This window comes from Pseudomonas sp. HMSC08G10 (assembly GCF_001808425.1).
GTDB lineage: Bacteria > Pseudomonadota > Gammaproteobacteria > Pseudomonadales > Pseudomonadaceae > Aquipseudomonas > Aquipseudomonas guariconensis.
Map to the genome: position 1 here is coordinate 141,454 of NZ_KV793306.1, position 24,152 is coordinate 165,605.

A 24,152-nucleotide genomic window follows, 5' to 3' on the forward strand; every position below is an offset into this window, starting at 1 on the left:
TGGAGAAGTGGAATTTAGCTGAGCTGTGCTCGATCCCACGTTCATCGCATTTACAGGATGACGAAGCCAAACTGTCACACCAGTGGGAAGGCTTGTGTCTGAGTCAACATTAAGCAGTAGCTGTATGATCATGCGTTCTGCGTTGCGATCGTTGCCATCAGAGGCTAGAGAGCCGTCCATGCTTGCTTTCGCCTCCGTTATGCTATGCGTCGTTCAATGGGCAGGATGGCCGGTGTGATCAATTACCTATGGTTTTTCTTGGCGGCGCTGTTTGAGATTGGCGGCTGCTATGCATTCTATCTCTGGCTGCGCCTGGGCAAGAGCGCTTGGTGGGTGGTGCCTGCGCTGGCCAGCCTGACGGTGTTCGGGCTGATCCTCACCCGCGTCGAAGCGGCGTATGCCGGCCGTGCCTATGCCGCCTATGGCGGTATCTATATCGTTGCCTCATTGCTGTGGCTGGCGCTGGTGGAGCGGGCTCGGCCGATGTCCAGCGACTGGCTAGGGGCGCTGCTCTGTGTGGCGGGCGCAACCCTCATTGTGTTCGGGCCGCGGTTGCAGCAAGGGTGATGCAGGTAAGGCTGTAGGTGGAATCGCCTGTGTGTGTGGGATGCGTCTATTTCGCCTGCGTAACGTTGTGCGGTTGAATGAGCCCCAGGCAGTCTCTGGTTTTCCGTTGGATTGGAGGGTCAGACATGTTGGTGATAGGGCGTCAGGTGGGGCAGGCGATCAAGATCCGGGACGACATCACGATTCGGGTGTTGTCCGTGCAAGGGAGTGAACAGGTGCGTCTAGGCATCAAGGCACCTGCTGATATCACGGTAAACCGGGAAGAGATCAGCGACAGCGTCAAACAAGCCCTGGCGCAGCGGCGTCAGGGCAAGCAGTCAGTCGAATAGCTCCCTGGGCACTTCGTGCTTGGCCAGCAATTGGCATTGCTGACTTTCAAGATCGAACAAAATGAACGCCTGTCCTTTGGCCAGTGCCTGGCGGACCCGCAGTACGCGGGTTTCCAGGGGCGTGTCGTCGCCGTTATCGGTGCCGTCGCGGGTTACGAAGTCCTCGATTAAACGGGTGAGGGTTTCGGCTTCGAGTTGGTCGTAGGGAATCAGCATGGTCACAAAGTCTTGGCTGGGATGGGGTGCATGCTACGCCAATCGCGAGGGGCTTGCCTGAGGCTACTGCGTCTCCTCGCTTCAGGCGCTCAAGCCTTGTTGCCAATCAGGCTGTCCACTGTCGGCACCCTCGTCTCGCTTTCCATCTGGGCATCATGCTCCAACTGATGGCTGAAGCGCTCGAGCGATGCGTTCGCAGGGTGCGAATCGCTGGCGAATACCGGTGGACTGAGCAGATAAGCAGCCAGCAATCGGCTGAGGGCGGCCAGGCTATCGATATGCGTGCGCTCATATCCATGGGTGGCATCGCATCCAAACGCCACCAGCGCGGTGCGGATATCGTGCCCGGCCGTGACGGCCGAATGGGCATCGCTGAAGTAATAGCGGAAGAGGTCACGGCGCACCGGTAGGTCCTGGTCGCCAGCCAGTTTCAGAAGGTGCCGCGAGAGGTGGTAATCATAAGGGCCTGAGGAGTCCTGCATGGCCACGCTCACGGCATGTTCGCTTGAGGCCTGCCCGGGCGCCACCGGAGCGATGTCGATGCCAACGAACTCGCTCACGTCCCAAGGCAGCGCTGCCGCGGCACCAGAGCCTGTTTCTTCGGTGATGGTGAACAGCGGGTGGCAGTCGATCAACGGTTGTTGGCCGCACTCCACCACGGCCTTGAGTGCTGCCAGCAGTGCTGCCACGCCAGCCTTGTCGTCCAGGTGGCGCGCGCTGATATGACCACTTTCAGTGAACTCCGGCAGCGGATCGAAGGCGACGAAGTCGCCAATAGCTATCCCCAGTGCCTCGCAGTCGGCGCGTGTAGCGCAGTAGGCATCCAAACGCACTTCCACATGCTCCCAACTGATCGGCATCTGATCGATGGCAGTGTTGAAGGCATGCCCGCTCGCCATCAGTGGCAGCACGCTGCCGCGGTACACACCCGTGTCGGTGAACACGCTGACGCGACTGCCTTCGGCGAATCGACTGGACCAGCAGCCCACCGGGGCCAGGGCCAGACGGCCGTTATCGAGCAGTTGGCGCACGCTGGCGCCGATGGTGTCCAGATGCGCCGAGACGGCGCGGTCAGGCGTGTTCTGACGGCCTTTGAGCGTTGCGCGGATGGTGCCGCGGCGGGTCAGTTCGAAGGGGATGCCCAGCTCGTCCAGGCGTTCGGCCACGTAGCGTACGATGGTGTCGGTAAAACCGGTGGGGCTAGGAATGGCGAGCATTTCCAGCAGCACGCGTTTGAGGTACTCGAGATCGGGTTCGGGGTGTCCGTTAGACATCAGGTACTCCTTGGGTTAACGCTGTTCTCTCGCGGGTAAGCCCGCTCCCACAGAGCTGCGCCGAGCCCAATGGGAGCAGGTTTACCTTGTGCACGGTTTCATGTCGGTGCTCGGCTGTGGGGAAAGAGCAGGTCGACGAAGCGCTCGGCGGTCGGTTGCGGCTCGTGGTTGGCCAAGCCCACCCGCTCGTTGGCTTCGATGATCACGTAGTCCGGCTGCTCAGCATCGCGCACCATCAGGTCCAGGCCCACCACAGGGATGTCCAGGGCGCGCGCGGCGCGCACGGCGGCGTCAGCCAGCACCGGATGCAGGCGCTCGGTGACGTCTTCGAGCGTGCCGCCGGTGTGCAGGTTGGCGGTGCGGCGCACGGCAAGGCGTTGTCCTGTCGGCAACACGCTGTCGTAGTCCAGGCCCGACGCACGCAAGGTGCGTTCGGTCTCCTCATCGAGCGGGATACGGCTTTCGCCGCCGGTGGCAGCCTGGCGTCGTCTGCTTTGGGCTTCGATCAAGGCCTGGATGCTGTGTTTGCCGTCCCCGATCACCTGGGCCGGGTGACGGATCGCTGCCGCCACCACTTCGAAGCCGATCACCACGATGCGCAGGTCCAGACCAGGGTGATAGCTTTCAAGCAGTACCCGGCTGTCGAAGCGTTGAGCCTGCTCGACGGCCTGGTTGATCTCCTCCAGAGTGCCCAGGTTGACTGCGACACCTTGGCCTTGTTCGCCATCCACCGGCTTGACCACCACCGCGCCGTGCTCTTCGAGAAAAGCCAAGTTGTCATCGGCATTACCGGCCAGCTGTTGAACCGGCACGTGCAGACCGGCGGCGTCCAGAACGTGTTGGGTGAGACGTTTGTCCTGGCACAAGGTCATGCTCACGGCACTGGTCAAATCGCTCAAGGATTCGCGGCAACGGACACGGCGCCCGCCCAGGCTCAGGGTGAACAGGCCGGCGCTGGCGTCGTCAACTTGCACGTCAATGCCGCGCCGGTAGGCCTCGTCGACGATCAGACGGGCGTAGGGGTTGAGCGAAGCCTCTGGGCCAGGGCCGAGGAACAGTGGCTGGTTGATGCCGTTCTTGCGCTTGACCGCAAAGGTCGGCAGGTTGCGAAAGCCCAGCTTCTTGTACAGGCGCTTGGCTTGGCGGTTGTCGTGCAACACCGACAGGTCCAGATAGGCCAGGCCGCGGCTCATGAAGTGCTCGACCAAATGACGCACCAGCACTTCGCCTACGCCTGGGCGGGTGCATTGCGGGTCGACGGCCAGGCACCACAGGCTGCTGCCATGTTCAGGGTCATCGAAGGCCTTGCTGTGGTTCAGCCCCATGACGCTGCCGATCACAGCGCCCGTGTCCTCGTCTTCGGCCAGCCAGTACACCGGCCCGCCCAGGTGATGGGGAGTGAGCAGCTCTGGGTTGACCGGCAGCATGCCTCGTCCCTGGTAAAGGGCGTTGATGGCATGCCAGTCAGCGTCGGCCTGAGCCCGGCGGATGCGAAATCCACGGAACACGCGTTGCGCAGGGCGGTAGTCGGTGAACCACAGGCGCAGGGTGTCCGAAGGATCGAGGAACAACTGTTGCGGGGCCTGGGCCAGCACTTGTTGGGGAGCGGCCACATACAGAGCGATATCTCGCTCGCCGGGGCGCTCGTCGAGCAATGCCTCGGCGAGCACGGCCGGATCAGGGTAGGTGTGGCCGATCAGCAGCCGGCCCCAGCCGCAATGTACCGCGCGGGGTTGGCCGTGGGGTTCGCTGCCATCACCGGCCAATTGCGCCTGCAGGCGCTCGTAGGAGGGGGCTTGTCCGCGTAGCAGGCGCTGGCCATAGGCGGTTTGCGCTTTCATCGGTCAGATTCCTTGTTCGCTGAGCCAGAGGTTCAGGGCGGCCAACTGCCAAAGCTTGGAGCCTCGCAGCGGCGTCAATTGACCCTGAGGGTTGCTCAGCAGGCGATCGAGCATGGTCGGATTGAACAGACCTCGGTCTTGGCTTGGGTCGGTCAGCAGTTCACGAACCCAGTCCAGCGTGGCGCCTTGCAGGTGCTTCAGACCGGGCACCGGGAAGTAGCCCTTCTTGCGGTCGATCACCTCATGTGGGATTACCCGTCGCGCCGCAGCCTTGAGCACGTGTTTGCCACCGTCGGGCAGTTTGAATCGGGCCGGGATGCGCGCCGACAGTTCCGCCAGTCGGTAATCGAGAAACGGTGTGCGGGCTTCCAGGCCCCAGGCCATGGTCATGTTGTCGACGCGTTTGACCGGGTCGTCGACCAGCATCACGGTGCTGTCCAGGCGCAGGGCCTTGTCCACAGCCTCGCTGGCGCCAGGGCGGGCGAAATGCTCGCGAACGAACTCGCCGGCCGCGTCGCTTTCCAGCAGCCACGGGGCCTGGACCGTGTCGCGGTACTCGGCATGGTCGCGGTCGAAGAAGGCGGTGCGATACGCCTCATAGGCATCGTCGGCGCCGTCCACCTGCGGGTACCAGTGGTAGCCGGCGAACAATTCGTCGGCGCCCTGGCCGCTCTGCACCCCCTTGCAGTGCTTGGCCACTTCCCGCGAGAGCAGGTAGAAGGCGATGCAGTCATGGCTGACCATCGGCTCGCTCATGGCGCGGAACGCCGCCGGCAGCTGTTCGATGATCTCGCGCTCGTCGATACGCAATTGATGGTGGCGCGTGCTGTAGTGGCGGGCGATCAGGTCCGAATACTGGAACTCGTCCCCGCGCTCGCCGCCGGCATCTTCGAAACCGATGGAGAAGGTCGACAGATCGTCCACCCCTACTTCGCGCAGCAGGCCGACCAACAGGCTGGAGTCGACGCCGCCGGAGAGCAGCACGCCGACGTCCACCGCCGCACGTTGGCGGATGGCCACGGCGTCGCGGGTGGCGTCCAGCACGCGTGTGGTCCAGTCTTCCAGGTCCAGGTGCTGTTCATCCGGACGCGGACCGTAGTGCAACTGCCACCAGGTCTCACGCTGCACCTCGCCGTGGCGGTCGATGCGCATCCAGGTTCCGGGTTCGAGCTTCTGCACATTGGCCAGCAGGGTGCGAGGCGCCGGCACTACAGCGTGGAAATTAAGATAGTGGTTGAGCGCCACCGGGTCGATCACCGGATCGATATCGCCGCCCTTGAGCAGCGCGGGCAGTGTGGAGGCGAAGCGCAAACGCTCACCGTTGCGCGACAGGTACAACGGTTTGACACCGAGACGGTCGCGGGCCAGGAACAGGCGCTGGGCATCGCGTTCCCAGATGGCCAGGGCGAACATGCCGTTGAGCTTGGGCAGCAAGGCTGCGCCCCAGGCGTGATAGCCCTTGAGCAACACTTCGGTGTCGCCGTCGGAGAAGAAGCGGTAGCCCAGGGCTTTGAGCTCTTCGCGCAGTTCGGGGTAGTTGTAGATGGCGCCATTGAAGACCATCGACAGGCCCAAGGTGTTGTCGACCATGGGCTGGGCCGAGGCGTCGGACAGGTCCATGATCTTCAGACGCCGGTGGCCGAGGGCGATCGGGCCCTGGCTGTGGAAGCCCCAGGCGTCGGGGCCACGAGGCGCCAGGTGATGGGTGATGCGCTCTACCGCAGCGAGGTCCGCCGGGCGAGGGGCTTGGTCGATGGGGGTGAAACGTAACTCTCCTGCTAATCCGCACATAGGTCCTTACCGGTTTTGCCGTTGGGGAATATGCGCCCCGAAATGGGGCGCATATGGGACTGACCCATGGGGGTTGTGAGAGTTTTAGATCAATCTGTTATATGGGTTGAGCGACCCCTTTGCGGGTAAGCCGCAGTCTGTCTATTTGCCGCGAATCAACCGGCGCAACGCAAACCGGTTCGGATGACACGCCTGCGCCACCGCGCGCGGCAGCGGCAGCGGATCACCGCACACCCAGGCTGCGACCAGCTCGCCGCTCAACGGCGCGGTGATCAAGCCTCGCGAACCATGGCCGCTGTTCACGTACAACCCGTCGAGCCAAGGGCAGGGCGTGTCCGGCACCTGTCGCGCGTCTTTAGCGAGCACCGCATAGGCGTCGGTGAACGCTTGCCCATCCGCCACGGGCCCTACGATCGGCAGGTAGTCTGGGCTTGTGCAACGGAACGCCGCTCGGCCTTGCAACTGGGCGGGGTCCAGCACGCTGGTATTGAGCCGCTCGGCCAGGTCCGTGGAGATTTCATCGAGCAGGGCCAAGTTGCCCTGGTGTTCGGCGACAGTCGGTGCCAAGTCGTCGTTATGGAAGTCGAAGCTTGCGCCCAAGGTGTGCTCATTGCCACGCGGCGGCGCGACATAGCCTTCGGCACACACCACGGTGCGCAAGGCGCGGCTGGCCTCTGTGGCCGGCAGTCGGGTGATCTGCCCGCGGATGCGCTTGAGCGGCAGCTCGGCGCAGGCCTCGAAGCGGCGGATCTCGGCGGCTCCGGCGAGCACCACCACTGGCGCGCTGGCCAGCAGACGCTCGCCATCCCACGCTTGCCAACGGCCATCGACTTTGCGCAGTTCGATCACCTCCTGGTGGGTCAGCAACTCGATGCGTGGATGTTGCAACTGTGCCTTGCACAGCGCTGGCGGATGCACCCAGCCGCCTTCGGGATAGAACAACCCACCGGCAGGCAGTGCCACACCTGCGACCGACTCGGCCTGGGCCTGATCGAGCACGTGCAGCAATGTGCTGTCGAAGGCCTCGGCCAGCTTGGCCTGGCGCTGTGCTTCCTTGTCGTCGAAGGCCAATTGCAGCACACCGCAGTCGTCCCAGTCCTGGCCGCGTTGCAACTGATGCAGCCAACGGCGGGTGTAGCCGAAGCCCGAGAGGATCATCTGCGACAGCGTCGTGCCGTGGGCCGAGAGTTTCAGGTAGAGCACGCCCTGGGGGTTGCCCGAGGCTTCCTGGGCCGGGGCGTCATGGCGCTCCAGCACGCTGACCTGCCAGCCACGGGCCGCGAGGCTGGCAGCCGTGGCGCTACCGGCAAGGCCGGCACCGATGACCAAGGCATGCCGCGGGCCTTGCACAGGGGCAGGGCGGGCGTACCAAGGTTCGGGTTCGGCTGGGGCGGGTTGCTCAGCGGGCCAGCCCTGGAACTGGCCGTGCATGACTTCCCATTTCTTGCCGATACCTGGCACCTTGCGCATGGCAAAGCCTGCCGCGATCAGGCCACGACGCACCCAGCCGGTGGTAGTGAAGGTGCCCAGTGTGGTGCCGGGCCGGGACAGCCGGGCCAGTTGCGCGAACAGCTCCGGCGTCCACATGTCGGGGTTTTTCGCCGGGGCGAAGCCGTCGAGGAACCACACATCGACCTGCGCATCGAGCGTAGGCAATTGCTCCAGGGCATCGCCCACCATCAGGGTCAGGGTCACCCGCCCATGGTCGAAGCTGAACTGCTGGAAGCCGCCATGTACCGCCACGTACTGTGCCAGCAGCGGCTGCCAGTAAGGTTCGAGTTGCGGCCATAGCTGTACCGCGCGGGCGAGGTCTTCGCGGGTGAGCGGGTACTTTTCGACGCTGACAAAATGCAGGCGCGCCCCCAGCGGGGCGTGTTCGGCGAACAACTGCCACGCACAGTAGAAATTCATGCCCGTGCCGAAGCCGGTCTCGCCGATCACCAGGCAGTCCTGGGGCGTCAGGGCGGCGCAGCGTTCACGCAGGCGGTTCTGTTCGAGGAAGACATGCTGGGTTTCCTCGATGCCTTCGTTCTTGGAAAAGTAGACGTCGTCGTACTGCCGCGAGTGAGGGCGGCCCTGGTCGTCCCAGTCGATCTGGGCGTGCTGTAAGAAGGTGTCAGGCATGGTTGGCTCAGCATGTCGCGGGAGGGCGATTTTAAGCCATTTACGCACCTGTCGCTGCGCCAACCGAACAGAACCGAACGTGGCCAGCGATTGGACCTGAAGCCTGGCGCACAATCCGCTAGTCTTGGTTATCCATTGAAGGAGCCAAGGCAACTCATGTTCGAATCCGCCGAAATTGGTCACAGCATCGACAAGGAGGCTTTCGAGGCCGAAGTACCCGCCCTGCGCGAGGCGCTGCTCGAAGCCCAGTACGAACTCAAGCAGCAGGCGCGCTTTCCGGTGATCGTGCTGATCAACGGCATCGAGGGCGCCGGCAAGGGCGAGACGGTCAAACTGCTCAACGAGTGGATGGACCCGCGTCTGATCGAGGTACGCACCTTCGACCAGCAGACCGATGAGGAACTGGCCCGTCCGCCGGCCTGGCGCTACTGGCGGGCGTTGCCGCCCAAAGGGCGCATGGGTGTGTTCTTCGGCAACTGGTACAGCCAGATGCTGCAGGGACGGGTCCATGGTCTGTTCAAGGATGCGGTGCTCGACCAGGCCATCACCGGGGCCGAGCGTCTGGAGCAGATGCTCTGCGATGAGGGCGCGCTGATCATCAAGTTCTGGTTCCATCTGTCCAAGAAACAGATGAAGGCGCGTCTGAAGGCGCTTAAGGACGACCCTTTGCACAGCTGGCGCATTAGCCCGCTGGACTGGCAGCAATCGCAAACCTATGACCGCTTCGTGCGTTTCGGTGAGCGGGTGTTGCGTCGCACCAGCCGCGACTACGCGCCCTGGCATGTGATCGAGGGTGTCGATCCGTACTACCGCAGCCTGGCGGTGGGGCGCATCCTCCTGGAGAGCCTGCAAGCGGCGCTGGCCAACGATCCGAGTAGCAAGCACAAAGGCAACGTGGCGCCATTGGGGCGCAGCATCGACCAGAAGAGCCTACTCGGCGCGTTGGACCTGAGCCGGCGCCTGGACAAACACGATTACCAAGAGCAACTGGTCACCGAACAAGCTCGCCTTGCAGGGCTGCTGCGCAACAAGCAGATGCGCCGCCATGCACTGGTGGCGGTGTTCGAAGGCAATGACGCGGCAGGCAAGGGCGGCGCTATCCGCCGGGTAGCCGCGGCGCTCGACCCCCGTCAGTACCGCATCGTACCGGTCGCCGCACCCACCGAAGAGGAGCGGGCCCAGCCTTACCTGTGGCGTTTCTGGCGGCATATTCCGGCGCGAGGCAAGTTCACCATCTTCGACCGTTCTTGGTATGGCCGGGTGCTGGTGGAGCGGGTGGAGGGCTTTTGCACCCCAGCCGACTGGATGCGTGCCTATGGCGAGATCAACGATTTCGAGGAGCAACTGACCAACGCGGGCGTCGTGGTGGTGAAGTTCTGGCTGGCGATCGACCAGCAAACGCAGCTGGAGCGCTTCGAGGAACGCGAGCAGATCCCGTTCAAGCGCTACAAGATCACCGAGGACGATTGGCGCAACCGCGACAAGTGGGACCTGTACGTAGAGGCGGTGGGGGACATGGTCGACCGCACCAGTACCGAAATCGCGCCCTGGACCTTGGTCGAGGCCAACGACAAGCGTTGGGCGCGGGTGAAGGTACTCAAGACCATCAACGAGGCGCTGGAAGCGGCATTCCATAAATCCCGCAAGTAAGTGCTTGGCTGTTACCTATTTGGCGAGCGAACCCGATTCCACAGACTAGCGGTGCACCTGTGGCAGCGGGTTTGCCTGCGAAAAGGCCAGCGTGGGCGACAGGGGAAATCCTGGCATGCCCGCAAGGAATGACCCGATGAATTCTTTTCCCGCGACTTTTCCCCAGCCCTGTACTCCAAGCCCTTAGAATTTCCAGTACCCCCACCCGCAGGGCCTGATTCGAGGACGCTATGCACATTTCTTCCGGACGCTGGGGCTACGGCCTGTTCCTGGCACTGCTGACCGCGTTTCTCTGGGGCATCCTGCCGATCAAGCTCAAGCAAGTCCTGCAGGTGATGGACCCGATCACCGTCACCTGGTATCGCCTCACGGTTTCTGGCTGCCTGCTGTTCGCCTGGTTGGCGGTCAATCGGCGCTTGCCGGCCGTCGGCAAGCTTGGACGCAAGGGCGCAGGCCTGATCGCCGTGGCGGTCTTCGGCCTGATGGGCAACTACGTGCTGTACCTGATCGGGCTCAACCTGCTCAGCCCTGGCACCGCACAATTGGTGGTGCAGATTGGCCCGGTATTGTTGCTGGTGGCCAGCGTGTTCGTATTCAAGGAGCGCTTCAGCCTGGGACAGGGGCTTGGGTTGTTGGTGCTGCTGGCTGGATTCGGGCTGTTCTTCAACCAGCGGCTCGAAGAGCTGCTGACCTCGTTGGGCGTTTATACCACCGGCGTGTTGACCATTCTGCTGGCCACGAGCATCTGGGTGTTCTATGCCCTGAGCCAGAAGCAACTGCTCACGGTGTGGCATTCACAGCAGGTGATGATGGTGATGTACCTGAGCTGTGCGCTGTTGCTGATGCCCTGGGCGCATCCATTGGAGGCATTGCAGTTGAGCCCGCTGCAAGGCTGGCTGTTGCTGGCGTGTTGCCTCAATACCCTGGTGGCGTACGGAGCGTTCGCCGAGGCGCTGGCCCATTGGGAAGCCTCGCGGGTGAGCGCGACCTTGGCGCTCACACCTTTGGTGACTTTCCTCGCCGTGGCCGCGGCGGCTGTGCTGTGGCCGGATTATGTCCAGGCCGAAGACATCAACGCCCTGGGATACGTCGGGGCGGTGACGGTGGTGGTGGGGTCGGCCCTCGTGGCGTTGGGGCCTTCATTGATGGCCGGCTGGCGTGCGCGGCGTGCGCGATTGGCACAGGTTCAGTGAACCAGACGTGGCTGCGCCAGCTCCCGTAAAAGAGCTGGCGCAAACGGGTCTGCATGGCCTGACGGTCAGCCTTTGGCGCCGGGCGCCAGCATGTTCTCTGGCCGCACCCATTGGTCGAACTGCTCGTTGGTCAGGTACTTGAGTTCAAGCGCCGCCTCACGCAGTGTCTTGCCCTCGCTGTAGGCCTTCTTGGCGATCTCGGCAGCCTTGTCGTAACCGATGTGCGGGTTGAGCGCGGTCACTAGCATCAGCCCGCGCTCCAGATGCGCGGCCATCTGCTCGGCATCCGGCTCGATCCCGGCCACGCAGTGCTGCTGGAAGTTGCGGCAGCCGTCGGCCAGCAACTCGATCGATTGCAGCAGGTTGTGGATGATCACCGGCTTGAACACGTTCAACTGCAGATGCCCTTGGCTGGCGGCAAAGCCGATCGCCGCGTCATTGCCCAGCACTTGGCAGGCGAGCATCGACAGGGCCTCGCATTGGGTCGGGTTGACCTTGCCGGGCATGATCGAACTGCCCGGTTCGTTGGCCGGCAGGCGTACTTCGGCGAGCCCTGCGCGAGGGCCGGAGCCGAGCAGGCGCAGGTCGTTGGCGATTTTCATCAAGGCCACGGCCAGGGTCTTGAGGGCGCCGGCCAGGGTGGTCAGCGGCTCATGGCCGGCCAGGGCGGCGAACTTGTTCGGTGCGGTGACGAAGGGCAGGCCCGAAAGCGCCGCCAGCTCTGCGGCGATGGCTTCGGCGAAGCCGTGCGGAGCATTGAGCCCGGTACCCACCGCAGTCCCGCCCTGGGCCAGCTCGCACACTGCCGGCAGGCTGGCACGAATGGCGCGCTGGGCATAGTCAAGCTGGGCGACGAACGCCGAGACTTCCTGGCCGAAGGTGATGGGTGTGGCGTCCATCATGTGGGTACGGCCGGTCTTGACCAGGTGCTGGTGACGCGCCGACAGCTCGGCCAGGCCCGCCGAGAGTTCGGCGATCGCTGGCAGCAGTTTGTCGTGCACGGCCTGTGCAGCGGCGATGTGCATGGCGGTGGGGAAGCAGTCGTTGGAGCTCTGCGAGCGGTTGACGTGGTCGTTGGGGTGTACCGGCGCCTTGCCGCCTCGACCCTTGCCGGCCAGCTCGTTGGCGCGCCCGGCGATGACTTCGTTGACGTTCATGTTGCTCTGGGTGCCGCTGCCGGTCTGCCAGACGACGAGCGGGAACTGGTCGTCATGTTCGCCTTGGAGCACTTCATCGGCGGCCTGTTCGATAAGACGGGCGATGTCGGCCGGCAGGTCGCCATTGCGGTCGTTGACCCGCGCTGCAGCTTTCTTGATCAGCGCCAGGGCGTGCAGTACAGCCAGGGGCATGCGCTCCTTGCCGATGGCGAAGTTGATCAGCGAACGCTGGGTCTGCGCGCCCCAGTAGGCGTCCTCTGGAACTTCGACCGGGCCCAGGCTGTCTGTCTCGATACGGCTCATGCTGCGTTCACTCCTTTGTCAGTCCGAAACCGCAGTTTAGGCCTTGATTCGCTCGAGCGGTTCCGTCGCTCGTCATGCCACTTGAGCACTATGGCGCCACAGCGCAGAATGCTCTCCCCGAGGTACCCGCCTCCCTTTCTTTCATGAAGGAAATGCAATGACTCGTCTTCGCGTCCTCTGTGCCGCCATCGTCCTGGCTTGCGCCAGCGGCCAGGTACTCGCCGCCACTGCCAGCCACAACGCTGCCGCCGAGAAATTCCTGACTCTGGTCAACGCCGACAAGCTGGGCACCCCGGTGTACATGCAAGTCCAGCAGATGTTCGCCCAGCGTTTCGCCCAGACCAAAGCGCCTGAGTCCAAGAAAAACGTGCTCGACAGCTACCAGGCCAAGGCCAATGCTGCCCTGGACAACGCTATCGGCTGGAAGAAGATCAAGCCGAAGATGGTCGACCTGTATACCCAGACCTTCACCGAGCAGGAGCTCAAGGACCTGGTCAAATTCTACGAATCATCGCTGGGCAAGAAGGTCCTGCGCGAGATGCCCCGCGTGACCCAGCAGTCGGCCCAGCTGACCCAGCAGAGCCTGGAGCCGGCGGTGCCTGTGGTCAACAAGCTACTTGACGACATGACCAAGGAACTGGACCCGAACGCCGGCAAGGCCCCAGCCAAGAAGTGAGTGACACCCGATGAACATGCAGCAACGCATCGAACAGCAGTTGGCCGCCCTGGCCCCGGCGCACCTTGAGGTGCTCAACGAGAGTCACATGCACAGCCGTGGCCAGGAGACCCACTACAAGGCGGTGATCGTCAGCGAGCAGTTCGCCGGGCTCAATAGCGTCAAGCGCCACCAGAAGGTCTACGCCACCATGGGTGAGCTGATGGGCCAGATCCACGCCCTGGCGATCCATACCTATACGTCCGAGGAATGGGCCAACGTCGGTGCGGCGCCGGCCTCGCCGGTCTGTGCCGGCGGGGGGCACTGAATCCCTTCCGTCGTTCTGGTACAATCCGCGTCATCCGGGGGCCGCTAAAGCGGCCCCCTGCTTTTTGTCAAACCCGGTCCGCCCCTTACGAGGGTGACCACCTGGAGAGTTGTTTCATGTCACAAGCTATCGTCGTGGCGGCGCTGTACAAGTTCGTCACCCTGGAAGACTACGTCGAGCTGCGCGAGCCGCTGCTCCAGACCATGGTCGACAACGGCGTCAAAGGCACCTTGCTGTTGGCCCTGGAAGGCATCAACGGTACCGTCTCGGGCACCCGTGAAGGTATCGACGGGCTGCTCACCTGGCTGCGCAACGACCCGCGCCTGGTCGATATCGACCACAAGGAATCCTACTGCGACGAGCAGCCTTTCTACCGCACCAAGGTCAAGCTCAAGAAAGAGATCGTCACTCTGGGCGTGCCGGGCGTTGACCCGAACCACAAGGTCGGTACCTACGTCGAGCCCAAGGACTGGAACGCCCTGATCAGCGACCCGGAAGTGCTGCTGATCGACACCCGCAACGACTACGAAGTGGCCATCGGCACGTTCAAGGGCGCCATCGACCCGAAGACCGAGACCTTCCGCCAGTTTCCCGACTACATCAAGGCCAACTTCGATCCGAGCAAGCACAAAAAGGTTGCGATGTTCTGCACCGGCGGCATCCGCTGCGAAAAAGCCTCCAGCTACATGCTCGGTGAAGGCTTCGAGGAGGTCTATCATCTTAAGGGTGGGATCCTGAAGTACTTCGAGGAAGTGCCTCAGGAGCAGAGCCTGTGGGATGGCGACTGCTTCGTCTTCGACAATCGCGTCACGGTGCGTCATGACCTGACCGAGGGCGAATACGACCAGTGCCATGCCTGCCGCCACCCGATCAGCGTGGAGGACCGTGCGTCCGAGCACTATTCGCCAGGCGTGAGCTGCCCGCATTGCTGGGACAGCCTGAGCGAGAAGACCCGGCGCAGCGCTATCGACCGGCAGAAGCAGATCGAACTGGCCAAGGCGCGCAACCAGCCCCACCCGATCGGTTACAACTACAAAGCCGAGGCTTGATGCATGTCCGCACGCCTGCTGTATGTGATGGACCCGATGTGTTCCTGGTGCTGGGGCTTCGCTCCGGTGGCCGAGGCGTTGATCGCCCAGGCGCGTGAGGCTGGCGTGCCGACGCGCTTGGTGCTGGGCGGCCTGCGCTCGGGCAGCAGCGCCTTGGATGCCTCGACCCGTCGCTACATTCTCGAGCATTGGCAGGCGGTGGCCGAAGCCACCGGCCAGGCGTTTCGCTTCGAAGGCGCCATGCCGGACGGCTTCGTCTACGACACCGAGCCCGCTTGTCGCGCTCTGGTGGCAGCGCGCGAGCTGGACGCCGAGCGAGTCTGGCCTCTGCTGGGGTTGATTCAGCGGGCGTTCTACGAGCAGGGGGTGGACGTTACCCGCGCTCCGCAACTGGTGGAGCTTGCCGAGCAGGCCGGTTTTGACCGAGGCCATTTCTCCGAGGCGTTTTCCCGGGCCGATACCCGTGCCGCCACCGCGGCCGATATCAGTTGGGTGCAGGACCTGGGCATCGCCGGCTTTCCGACGCTGCTGGCCGAGCGCAACGGCCAGCTGGCCTTGCTGACCAACGGCTACCAGCCGCTGGACCGGCTGCAACCTTTGCTCGGCCGCTGGCTGCAGCAGGCCGCCTGTGCTTGACCTGCCAGGGTCATCCGACCCTGTGCCGGGGAAGGCCCCCGCCGTGGCCGATCGTCTGAGCTGGGCGGAGATCCGCCGCCTGGCGTTGCATCACAAGAAGGCCCTGTGGTCCGCCAACCTTGTGGCCGTGCTCGCGGCTTTGTGTAGCGTGCCGATCCCTTTGCTGCTGCCATTGCTGGTGGACGAAGTGTTGCTCGGCCATGGCGATGCGGCGCTCAAGTGGATGAACCGCTTCCTGCCGGACAACTGGCAGGTGGCGGCCGGCTACATCGGCTTGATGCTGATCGCGACCCTTGGCCTGCGCCTGGCTGCACTGGCCTTCAACGTGTTGCAGGCCAAGTTGTTCGCGGGCCTTGCCAAGGACATCGTCTACCGCCTGCGCATTCGCCTGATCGAACGGCTCAAGCGGATCTCCCTCAAGGAATACGAAAGCCTGGGCAGCGGCACCGTGACCACGCATCTGGTGACTGACCTGGACACCCTGGACAAGTTCGTCGGCGAGACCTTGAGCCGCTTCCTGGTCGCCGTCCTGACCTTGACCGGCACCGCCGCCATCCTGATCTGGATGCACTGGCAGCTGGCACTGTTGATCCTGCTGTTCAACCCACTGGTGATCTACTTCACCGTGCAACTGGGCAAGCGGGTCAAGCACCTGAAGAAGCTCGAAAACGACAGCACCGCGCGCTTTACCCAGGCTTTGGCCGAGACCCTGGACGCCATCCAGGAGATCCGCGCCGGCAACCGTCAGGGATATTTTCTCGGTCGCCTCGGGCTGCGTGCCCGGGAAGTGCGCGACTATGCCGTGGCCTCCCAGTGGAAGAGCGACGCCAGCGGTCGTGCCAGCGGGCTGTTGTTCCAGTTCGGTATCGATATCTTCCGCGCCGCGGCCATGCTCACGGTGCTGTTCTCCGATCTGTCCATTGGCCAGATGCTGGCTGTATTCAGCTACTTGTGGTTCATGATCGGGCCGGTGGAGCAATTGCTCAATCTGCAATACGCCTACTATGCCGCCGGCGGCGCCCTGAGTCGGCTCAATGAGCTGCTGGCGCGGGCCGACGAGCCGCAGTATCCGGCGGCGGTCGATCCCTTCGCCGGGCGCGACACGGTCGGCATCGAAGTGCGCGACCTGCGCTTTGCCTATGCCGACGAGCCGGTGCTCGAGCATCTGGATCTTTCCATCGCCCCGGGCGAGAAAGTGGCTATTGTCGGGGCCAGCGGTGGCGGCAAGAGCACCTTGGTACAGCTGCTTCTGGGCCTGTACAGCGCCCAGGCCGGTACCATCCGCTTCGGTGGTGCGAGCCTTCAGGAGATCGGCCTTGAGGCGCTGCGCGAGAATGTCGCGGTGGTGCTACAGCACCCATCGCTGTTCAACGATAGCGTGCGCGCCAACCTGACGCTGGGCCGTGACTGCACCGACGAGGCCTGCTGGCAGGCTCTGCGCATCGCCCAGCTCGATGCCACCATCGCCGCGCTGCCCCAGGGCCTGGACAGCGTGGTGGGGCGCTCCGGCGTCCGTCTGTCCGGTGGTCAGCGCCAGCGCCTGGCCATTGCCCGAATGATCCTCGCCGAGCCCAAGGTGGTGATTCTCGACGAGGCCACCTCGGCCTTGGACGCTGCCACCGAATACAACCTGCATCAGGCCATGGCGCGGTTTCTCAATGGCCGTACCACATTGATCATCGCCCACCGGCTGTCGGCGGTGAAACAGGCAGACCGGGTGCTGGTGTTCGATGGCGGGCATGTGGCCGAGGATGGCGGTCACCAGCAGTTGATTGCCGAGGGCGGGTTGTACGCCAAGCTGTATGGGCATTTGCAGCAGAGCTGAACGTGCCTGGGGGCGTTGCGGGAAAGCGCGTCTCGTCGCGAGCACTGCCACGGCCGGTGCCATTGCCCCGCAACGCTTGCTTCAGGGGTGAGGCCTTCCCCACAGCTTGGGGCGCATGATCCAGGCCAGTACCGGTAAGGCGGTAACCCACTTCAATTCCCATCCAAAAACCCCGTCGTCTCGCTGGCAAATGACCTACGCTGTGCTTGTCTGGGTCGACATGCGCCTTTCTGCTCAGTGACAGGGATTACATGAAGGGAAATCGGACTCTCGAAGCGCCAAGGCTGCTGGGCATCATCTGGCCCTTCATCGCCGTTGTGATTTTCCAAATGCTGTTGGGCAGCATGAGTCTCTACGCATTGTCTGCCGTACGCGCCTATGTGGCAGGTGAAAGCCTGTGGTCCAAGGCCCAGAAGGACGCCATCTACTACCTGAGCCTGTACGCCGATACCCGTGACGAACGCACCTACCAGCGTTACCTGCAGGCAATCGACGTGCCCAAGGGTGACTACCAGCTGCGTCTGGCGCTGGACCGACCTGATCCTGACATTGAGGCGGCGCGCAAAGGTGTCCTGCAAGGCGGCAACCACCCGGATGATGCTTCCCGGATCATCTGGTTCTACCGCAATTTTCGCCACGTCAGTTATATGGAAACCGCCATCGCCTATTGGGACATCGGCGATAACTACCTGCGTTTGCTCGATGACGTGGCCCGGGAGATGCGCGAGGGGTTCGTCAATGGTCAGGTCACCACCAGCGACCTGGACCGCTGGCGTGCGCGCATCGTCTCCATCAACGAGGGTGTGACCCCGGCTGCCAAGGCCTTCAGCGATGCACTGGGCGAAGGGTCGCGGATGTTGCTCAGGATGCTGATGATCACCAATCTGGCGACGGCGCTGTTTCTCATCAGTATCGCCTGGCGTCGTTCGAGCAAGCTGCTGGCCCAGCGCCAAGCGTTTGCCCAGGCCCTGCAGGCCGAACGGGAGCGGGCGCAGATCACCTTGCAGTCCATTGGCGATGCGGTGATTACCACTGACGTCGAAGGCTGCATCGTCTACATGAACCCGGCCGCCGAGCTGCTCACCCACTGGCAGGCCAGCCAGGCCCAGGGCATGCCGCTGGCGGCGTTGTTCAGCTTGGTAGACGAGCATGCCGAGCACGACAACCGCACCCTGGTCGAGCAGGTGCTCAGCGGCAGTCTCAAGGGGGGCTCCGAGCATGCCCGGCTGATACAGCGGCTTGATGGCAGCACGGTGTCGATCAACCTGGTCGGCTCGCCGATCGTCAGCGATGGCCAGGTCAGTGGCCTGGTGCTGGCGTTGCATGACATGACCCAGGAGCGCCAGTACATCGCCAGCCTCTCCTGGCAGGCGACTCACGACGCTTTGACGGGCCTGGCCAACCGCCGCGAGTTCGAGTATCGCCTCGAGCAGGCCCTCAACAGCCTGGCACGCCAGCCCGGGCGGCATTCGCTGATGTTCCTGGACCTGGACCAGTTCAAGCTGGTCAACGACACCAGCGGCCATGCTGCTGGCGATGAGTTGCTGCGCCACATTTGCGCGGTATTGCAGGCTGGCCTGCGTGAGGGGGACACCTTGGCGCGGCTGGGGGGCGACGAGTTCGGCGTGCTGCTGGAGAACTGCCCGCCCGAACAGGCCGAGCGTATTGCCGAGCAACTGCGCCAGACTGTGCAGAGCCTACATTTTGTGTGGAAAGGCCGGCCGTTCGTCACCACCGTGAGTGTGGGCCTTGTGCATATCGCCCAACCGGCCGGCACCCTGGAAGCCTCGCTGCGTGCGGCCGACATGGCCTGCTACATGGCCAAGGAGAAAGGCCGCAACCGGGTCCAGGTGTACCACGCCGACGACACTGAACTGTCCCTGCGCTTTGGCGAGATGGCGTGGATCCAGCGTCTGCACGTAGCCTTGGAGGAGAATCGCTTCTGCCTCTATGCCCAGGAAATCGCGCCGCTTTCGTCTATGGAAGGGCCTGGCCATCTGGAGATCCTGCTGCGCCTGCACGATGAAAGCGGCCGCACCATCCTGCCCAGCACCTTTATTCCGGCCGCCGAACGCTACGGCTTGATGACTGCCTTGGATCGCTGGGTGGTGCGCAACGTGTTCCAGGTCATTCGCCAATGCCTGGACGAAGGCAGGGAAGGGCCGCTGGCCATGTGCGCGATCAACTTGTCTGGATCGAGCATTGGCGACGACAAGTTCCTGGAGTACCTGCGCTCATTGTTTGGCGAGTATTCGATTCCACCGCGGCTGGTCTGTTTCGAGATCACCGAAACCAGCGCCATCGCTAACCTGGGCAGTGCGATTCGTTTTATCAACGAGTTGAAGGGGTTGGGCTGCAAGTTCTCGTTGGATGACTTCTGCGCGGGTATGTCGTCATTCGCGTATTTAAAACATTTGCCTGTAGACTTCCTGAAGATCGACGGAAGTTTCGTAAAAGACATGCTCGACGATCCGATCAACCGCGCCATGGTCGAGGTGATCAATCATATCGGGCATGTGATGGGCAAACGGACCATTGCCGAATTCGTCGAAACGCCGTTGATTGAACAGGCGTTGCAGGAGATCGGCGTGGATTATGCCCAGGGTTACCTCATCGAGCGGCCGCAGGTGTTCACCTGCGACAGCCTGCAACGCCAACGAATAGCCGCAAGGCCCCTGTTGCACCGGGCGCCTGGGACCTTTCGTTGAAGAAGGTGTCGTCCGGAAATCACATGGATTCAAGGAGCAGAAAGTGATTGATACCTTCGTACGAATCGGCCCATTGATGGATGCCGCCAGTTACCCCGATTGGGCTCAGCAATTGATCGAAGAGTGCCGCGAAAGCAAGCGGCGGGTGGTGGAGCATGAGTTCTACCAGCGCTTGCGCGACGGCCAGCTCAAGCAGGCCACCATCCGCCAGTACCTGATCGGTGGCTGGCCGGTGGTCGAGCAGTTCTCCCTCTATATGGCCCACAACCTGACCAAGACCCGCTTTGCCCGACACCCAGGCGAAGACATGGCCAGGCGCTGGCTGATGCGCAACATCCGAGTCGAGCTCAACCACGCCGACTACTGGCTGCACTGGTGCCAGGCCCACGGGATCACCTTGGCTGACCTGCAGGCCCAGGAGGTCCCGCCGGAGCTCAATGGCCTCAATGACTGGTGCTGGCGGGTTTGTGCCACCGAGTCGCTGGCGCTGTCGATGGCCGCGACCAACTATGCGATCGAAGGCGCGACAGGTGAGTGGGCGGCGTTGGTGTGTTCCACCGACACCTATGCCTTGAGCTTCCCCGAGGACATCCGCAAGCGCGCGATGAAATGGCTGAAGATGCATGCTCAATACGATGATGCGCACCCGTGGGAGGCGCTGGAGATCATCTGTACGCTGGCTGGCGAGCACCCGACTCCGGGCTTGCGGGCCGAGCTGCGCAGGACGATCTGCAAAAGCTATGACTGCATGTTCCTGTTCCTGGAGCGATGCATGCAGCTGGAGCATCGTCAGCCAGGGCGTCTGCGGCCGGCGCTGGCCATAGGGTAAGGTCTGGGGGGCTTGCCCATCGCAGGCTGCGCCAGCTCTTACAGGGGCAACACGTTACCTGTAGGAGCTGGCCTGGCCTCTGATCGTGTCAGGCTGGACGGCCCAGTTACTGGGCGTCGAACGCCTGCCCGTTCACCCCGGCACTGTCAGGACCCATCAGATACAAGTACAGCGGCATGATCTCTTCGGGCAGCGGATTGTTCTGCGGGTTCTCGCTCGGGTAGGCCTGGGCACGCATCGCGGTGCGGGTGGCGCCAGGGTTGATGCTGTTTGCGCGCACCGGCGCTACGCCGTCCAGTTCGTCGGCCAGGGTCTGCATCAGCCCTTCGGTGGCAAACTTCGACACACCATAGGCGCCCCAGTATGCGCGGCCCTTGCGCCCGACGCTGCTGGAGGTGAACACCACCGACGCGTCCTCCGACAGTTTGAGCAGCGGCAACAGCGTGCTGGTCAGCATGAAGGTGGCATTGACGTTTATGTGCATCACACGCATGAAGTTCTCGCCCGAAAGCTGCTCCAGCGGCGTGCGCGGGCCAATGATCGAGGCATTGTTGAGCAGGCCGTCGAGGCGGCCGAACTGCTCTTCGATCATCACGGCCAGTTCGTTGTACTGGTGGGGCAGGGCGGTCTCGAGGTTGAACGGGATCACTACCGGTTGCGGATGGCCGGCCGCCTCGATCTGGTCGTAGACCTCGTTGAGGTTGGCCTCGGTCTTGCCCAGCAACAGCACGGTCGCCCCCAGGGCGGCATAGGCCTTGGCGGCGGCAGCACCGATACCACGGCCAGCGCCGGTGACCAGAATGATCCGGCCTTTGAGCAGGTCGGGGCGGGCGGTGTAGTCGTACATGTCAGGTGTCCTTGCTTGTCAATCTTGCACGGCCCCCTGGGTGAGCGGGTTCCACTTGGGGCCGCATCAGGGGTCAGCAGCCGCACAGCGCGCTGTCGATCACCTTGCGCAGTTCCAGAGGGTGGTCCACCACCACGTCTGCTCCCCAGTTGTTGGGATTGTCCTGAGGATGAATATAGCCATAGCGCACCGCCGCCGTGCGGGTACCGGCATCACGGCCGGACTCGATGTCGCGCAGGTCATCGCCGACGAACAGGACACTGGCCGGGTCCAGGTTCAGGGTCTTGCAGGCGAGAATCAGCGGCTCGGGGTCGGGCTTGCTGTTTTTCACATGGTCCGGGCAGATGAGCAGGGCCGAGCGCTCGGCCAGGCCCAGGCGCTGCATGATCGGCTCGGCGAAGCGCACGGGCTTGTTGGTGACCACGCCCCACAGCAGGTTGCCTTTCTCGATGTCCTGGAGTAGCTCGGCCATACCGTCGAACAGCTTGCTGTGCACGGCGCAGTCGCGCTGGTAACGCTCGAGGAACTCCAGGCGCAGGGTTTCGAAGCCTTCGGCGTCCGGATCCATGGCGAAGGTGGCTGCGACCATGGCCCGGGCGCCGCCTGAAATCACGTCGCGAATGCGCTGGTCATCGATGGCCGGCAGACCACGGTCGGCCAGCATGGCCTGGCAGATGGCAATGAAATCCGGCGCCGTGTCCAGCAGGGTGCCGTCCATGTCGAAGAGTACTGCTCGCAAACGCATGCTCATTCCTCGCGCAGGGTCTGGATCATGTAGTTGACGTCGACGTCGCTGCTGAGCTTGTAGTGCTTGGTCAGCGGGTTGTAGGTCAGGCCGATGATGTCTTTCACCTCGAGGCCCGCGACGCGGCTCCAGGCGCCCAGCTCCGACGGGCGGATGAACTTCTTGAAGTCGTGGGTGCCGCGCGGCAGCATCTTGAGCACGTACTCGGCACCGATGATCGCCAGCAGGTACGCCTTGGGGTTGCGGTTGATGGTCGAGAAGAAGACCTGGCCGCCCGGCTTGACCAGGCGATGGCAGGCGCGAATCACCGAGGAGGGGTCAGGCACGTGTTCGAGCATTTCAAGGCAGGTGACCACGTCGAACTGGCCGGCCATTTCCTCGGCCATGTCTTCGGCGGTGATGCGGCGGTACTCGACTTCGACGCCGGACTCCAGCTGGTGCAGTTGGGCCACGGCCAATGGCGCCTCGCCCATGTCGATGCCGGTGACGCTGGCGCCACGCAGGGCCATGGCCTCGCTGAGGATGCCGCCGCCGCAGCCGACGTCCAGCACCTTCTTGCCGGCCAGGCCCACGCGCTCGTCGATCCAGTTGACCCGCAGCGGGTTGATGTCGTGCAGCGGCTTGAACTCGCTCTCGCGGTCCCACCAGCGGTGAGCCAGGGCTTCGAACTTGGCGATTTCGGCGTGGTCGACGTTGCTCATGGAACAATCCTCTGAATCTTCGATAAAAGTGTTACAGGCGCAAACCCAAGGCTTGCGGCCGTCATTCGTGACCTGCGATGCGCGCGCCCCAGGCGCGGGCCGTGGTCGTCAAAGCCTGTTCGTCCATCTGCGTCAGGCGTCGGTCGTCGAGCAGTTGGTGGCCGGCGACCCAGACATGCCGTGCGCAGTCGCGGCCTGTGGCGTAAATCAATTGCGAAACCGGGTCGTGCACGGGCTGCTGGGCCAGCCCCGAGAGGTCGAAAGCCACCAGGTCTGCAGCCTTGCCCAGCTCCAGCGAGCCGGTGACCGCCTCAAGGCCCAGGGCGCGGGCACCATTCAAGGTGGCCATGCGCAGGGCTCGGTGGGCATCCAGGGCTGTGGCGGAGCCGGCGACTGCCTTGGCCAGCAGGGCCGCGGTGCGGGTTTCGCCGAGCAGATCCAGGTCGTTGTTGCTGGCCGCCCCGTCGGTGCCCACCGCCACGTTGACCCCGGCCTGCCATAGCCGTTCCACCGGGCAGAAGCCACTGGCCAGCTTGAGGTTGGATTCGGGGCAATGGACAACGCTGGTGTCGCTTTCTACCAACAGAGTGAGGTCATCGTCGCTGATCTGGGTCATGTGCACCGCCTGCAGCCTTGGGCCCAGCAGGCCGAGACGGGCCAGGCGCGCCAGCGGGCGCTCGCCGTTCTCGGCCAGGGCTTGTTCGACTTCGCCGGCGGTCTCGTGGATATGCATGTGCAGCGGGGCGTCGAGCTGGTCGGCGATGACGCGGATCTTCTCAAGGCTCTGATCGCTGACCGTATAGGGCGCGTGAGGCCCCAGGGCGACACTGATGCGTGGGTGGTGGCGCAGGTCATCGAACAGCTCGATGGCCAGGTGCAGGCCTTCGTCGGGCGTGCGGGCGCCAGGGATGGGGAAATCCAGCAAAGGCACGGCGATCTGGGCGCGAATACCGCTGCGGTGCACTCGGTCGCAGGCCTCCCGCGGGAAGAAATACATATCGGCAAAGCAGGTGATGCCGCCCTTGAGCTGCTCGGCGATGGCCAGGTCCGTGCCATCGCGCACGAAGGCTTCATCCACCCAGCGGCCTTCGGCCGGCCAGATGTGCTCTTTGAGCCAGGTCATCAACGGAAGGTCGTCGGCCAGCCCGCGCAGCAGGGTCATGGCGGCGTGGCCATGGGCGTTGATCAGGCCGGGGCACAGCAGACAGTCGGGCAGCTCGCGTACTTCCCGCGCAGCCGGTGCCCGTTCACGTGGGCCGAGCCAGGCGATCAGCCCGTCACGGATGCCCAGGGCGTGCTCCTTGAGTACCACGCCGGCCGGCTCCACGGGGACCAGCCAGCCCGGTACGAGCAGCAGGTCGAGGGGGGAGGGGGCTGTGGGCAT

General features: G+C 63.5%; 21 protein-coding genes. 11 read left to right on the forward strand and 10 right to left on the reverse strand.

The window, feature by feature from the left end:
* The first annotated feature begins 234 nt into the window (after positions 1-234).
* Entirely contained in the window at positions 235-567 is a 333-nt protein-coding gene (locus HMPREF3173_RS11050; protein WP_070573096.1) for a YnfA family protein, read from the forward strand.
* A gap of 125 nt (positions 568-692) precedes the next feature.
* Entirely contained in the window at positions 693-896 is a 204-nt protein-coding gene (locus HMPREF3173_RS11055) for a carbon storage regulator (RefSeq protein ID WP_043206614.1), read from the forward strand.
* On the opposite strand, the gene HMPREF3173_RS11060 is transcribed toward HMPREF3173_RS11055, so the two are convergent.
* From HMPREF3173_RS11060 to mnmC, 5 genes are all read right to left on the reverse strand, one after another.
* Positions 885-1,112: a YheU family protein gene (locus tag HMPREF3173_RS11060; RefSeq protein ID WP_043206612.1), complete on the reverse strand. Its 228-nt coding sequence runs from the start codon at positions 1,110-1,112 to the stop codon at positions 885-887. The two genes, HMPREF3173_RS11055 and HMPREF3173_RS11060, sit on opposite strands and share 12 nt — an antisense overlap.
* 89 nt (positions 1,113-1,201) lie before the next feature.
* Positions 1,202-2,386 (reverse strand): osmoprotectant NAGGN system M42 family peptidase, encoded by a 1,185-nt coding sequence (locus tag HMPREF3173_RS11065; RefSeq protein WP_070573098.1) that lies wholly within the window; start codon positions 2,384-2,386, stop codon positions 1,202-1,204.
* Positions 2,387-2,484: 98 nt separating this feature from the next.
* Complete coding sequence (gene ngg / locus HMPREF3173_RS11070) at positions 2,485-4,227, reverse strand: N-acetylglutaminylglutamine synthetase (RefSeq protein ID WP_070573100.1); 1,743 nt, start codon at positions 4,225-4,227, stop codon at positions 2,485-2,487.
* A gap of 3 nt (positions 4,228-4,230) precedes the next feature.
* Positions 4,231-6,018, reverse strand: coding sequence for an N-acetylglutaminylglutamine amidotransferase (locus HMPREF3173_RS11075; RefSeq protein ID WP_070573103.1), 1,788 nt, complete (start codon positions 6,016-6,018; stop codon positions 4,231-4,233).
* Between the two features lie 141 nt (positions 6,019-6,159).
* Positions 6,160-8,142 carry a bifunctional tRNA (5-methylaminomethyl-2-thiouridine)(34)-methyltransferase MnmC2/FAD-dependent 5-carboxymethylaminomethyl-2-thiouridine(34) oxidoreductase MnmC1 gene (mnmC, locus tag HMPREF3173_RS11080; RefSeq protein WP_070573105.1) on the reverse strand — a complete coding sequence of 661 codons (1,983 nt, stop codon included), beginning with the start codon at positions 8,140-8,142 and terminating at the stop codon, positions 6,160-6,162.
* A 156-nt stretch (positions 8,143-8,298) separates the two neighbouring features.
* Between mnmC and pap the strand changes: the two genes are divergently transcribed.
* Both pap and HMPREF3173_RS11090 read left to right on the forward strand, forming a co-directional pair.
* A complete protein-coding gene (gene pap / locus HMPREF3173_RS11085; protein ID WP_043206607.1) occupies positions 8,299-9,792 on the forward strand; it encodes a polyphosphate:AMP phosphotransferase in 1,494 nt (497 codons plus the stop codon).
* A gap of 230 nt (positions 9,793-10,022) precedes the next feature.
* Positions 10,023-10,985 carry a DMT family transporter gene (locus HMPREF3173_RS11090; RefSeq protein WP_043206606.1) on the forward strand — a complete coding sequence of 321 codons (963 nt, stop codon included), beginning with the start codon at positions 10,023-10,025 and terminating at the stop codon, positions 10,983-10,985.
* Positions 10,986-11,050: 65 nt separating this feature from the next.
* Here the strand turns inward: HMPREF3173_RS11090 and HMPREF3173_RS11095 are convergent, their stop codons facing one another.
* Positions 11,051-12,445: a class II fumarate hydratase gene (locus HMPREF3173_RS11095; RefSeq protein WP_070573107.1), complete on the reverse strand. Its 1,395-nt coding sequence runs from the start codon at positions 12,443-12,445 to the stop codon at positions 11,051-11,053.
* A gap of 157 nt (positions 12,446-12,602) precedes the next feature.
* Between HMPREF3173_RS11095 and HMPREF3173_RS11100 the strand changes: the two genes are divergently transcribed.
* The 7 genes from HMPREF3173_RS11100 (at position 12,603) to HMPREF3173_RS11130 (ending at position 20,475) form a co-directional block, all read left to right on the forward strand.
* Positions 12,603-13,121, forward strand: coding sequence for a DUF2059 domain-containing protein (locus tag HMPREF3173_RS11100; RefSeq protein WP_070573110.1), 519 nt, complete (start codon positions 12,603-12,605; stop codon positions 13,119-13,121).
* Between the two features lie 10 nt (positions 13,122-13,131).
* A complete protein-coding gene (locus HMPREF3173_RS11105) occupies positions 13,132-13,428 on the forward strand; it encodes a BolA family protein (RefSeq protein ID WP_070573113.1) in 297 nt (98 codons plus the stop codon).
* A gap of 116 nt (positions 13,429-13,544) precedes the next feature.
* On the forward strand, positions 13,545-14,477 hold the full coding sequence (locus HMPREF3173_RS11110) for an oxygen-dependent tRNA uridine(34) hydroxylase TrhO (protein WP_043206602.1): 933 nt from the start codon (positions 13,545-13,547) through the stop codon (positions 14,475-14,477).
* Between the two features lie 3 nt (positions 14,478-14,480).
* Positions 14,481-15,113, forward strand: coding sequence for a DsbA family protein (locus HMPREF3173_RS11115; RefSeq protein WP_070573116.1), 633 nt, complete (start codon positions 14,481-14,483; stop codon positions 15,111-15,113).
* Entirely contained in the window at positions 15,106-16,938 is a 1,833-nt protein-coding gene (locus HMPREF3173_RS11120; protein ID WP_043206600.1) for an ABC transporter ATP-binding protein, read from the forward strand. Before HMPREF3173_RS11115 ends, HMPREF3173_RS11120 begins: the two co-directional genes overlap by 8 nt.
* A 251-nt stretch (positions 16,939-17,189) precedes the next feature.
* Positions 17,190-19,646, forward strand: a complete 2,457-nt coding sequence (locus tag HMPREF3173_RS11125; RefSeq protein WP_070573119.1) for an EAL domain-containing protein — start codon at positions 17,190-17,192, stop codon at positions 19,644-19,646.
* Positions 19,647-19,689: 43 nt separating this feature from the next.
* The gene (locus HMPREF3173_RS11130) at positions 19,690-20,475 is read left to right on the forward strand and encodes an iron-containing redox enzyme family protein (protein ID WP_043206598.1); all 786 of its coding nucleotides are present in this window, start codon (positions 19,690-19,692) and stop codon (positions 20,473-20,475) included.
* Positions 20,476-20,581: 106 nt separating this feature from the next.
* On the opposite strand, the gene HMPREF3173_RS11135 is transcribed toward HMPREF3173_RS11130, so the two are convergent.
* From HMPREF3173_RS11135 to HMPREF3173_RS11150, 4 genes are all read right to left on the reverse strand, one after another.
* Entirely contained in the window at positions 20,582-21,322 is a 741-nt protein-coding gene (locus tag HMPREF3173_RS11135) for a YciK family oxidoreductase (RefSeq protein ID WP_043206597.1), read from the reverse strand.
* 73 nt (positions 21,323-21,395) lie between these two features.
* Positions 21,396-22,067 carry an N-acetylmuramic acid 6-phosphate phosphatase MupP gene (gene mupP, locus HMPREF3173_RS11140; protein ID WP_070573122.1) on the reverse strand — a complete coding sequence of 224 codons (672 nt, stop codon included), beginning with the start codon at positions 22,065-22,067 and terminating at the stop codon, positions 21,396-21,398.
* A 2-nt stretch (positions 22,068-22,069) separates the two neighbouring features.
* Positions 22,070-22,768, reverse strand: coding sequence for a bifunctional 2-polyprenyl-6-hydroxyphenol methylase/3-demethylubiquinol 3-O-methyltransferase UbiG (ubiG, locus tag HMPREF3173_RS11145; protein ID WP_070091629.1), 699 nt, complete (start codon positions 22,766-22,768; stop codon positions 22,070-22,072).
* Between the two features lie 61 nt (positions 22,769-22,829).
* Positions 22,830-24,152: a TRZ/ATZ family hydrolase gene (locus HMPREF3173_RS11150; RefSeq protein WP_070573124.1), complete on the reverse strand. Its 1,323-nt coding sequence runs from the start codon at positions 24,150-24,152 to the stop codon at positions 22,830-22,832.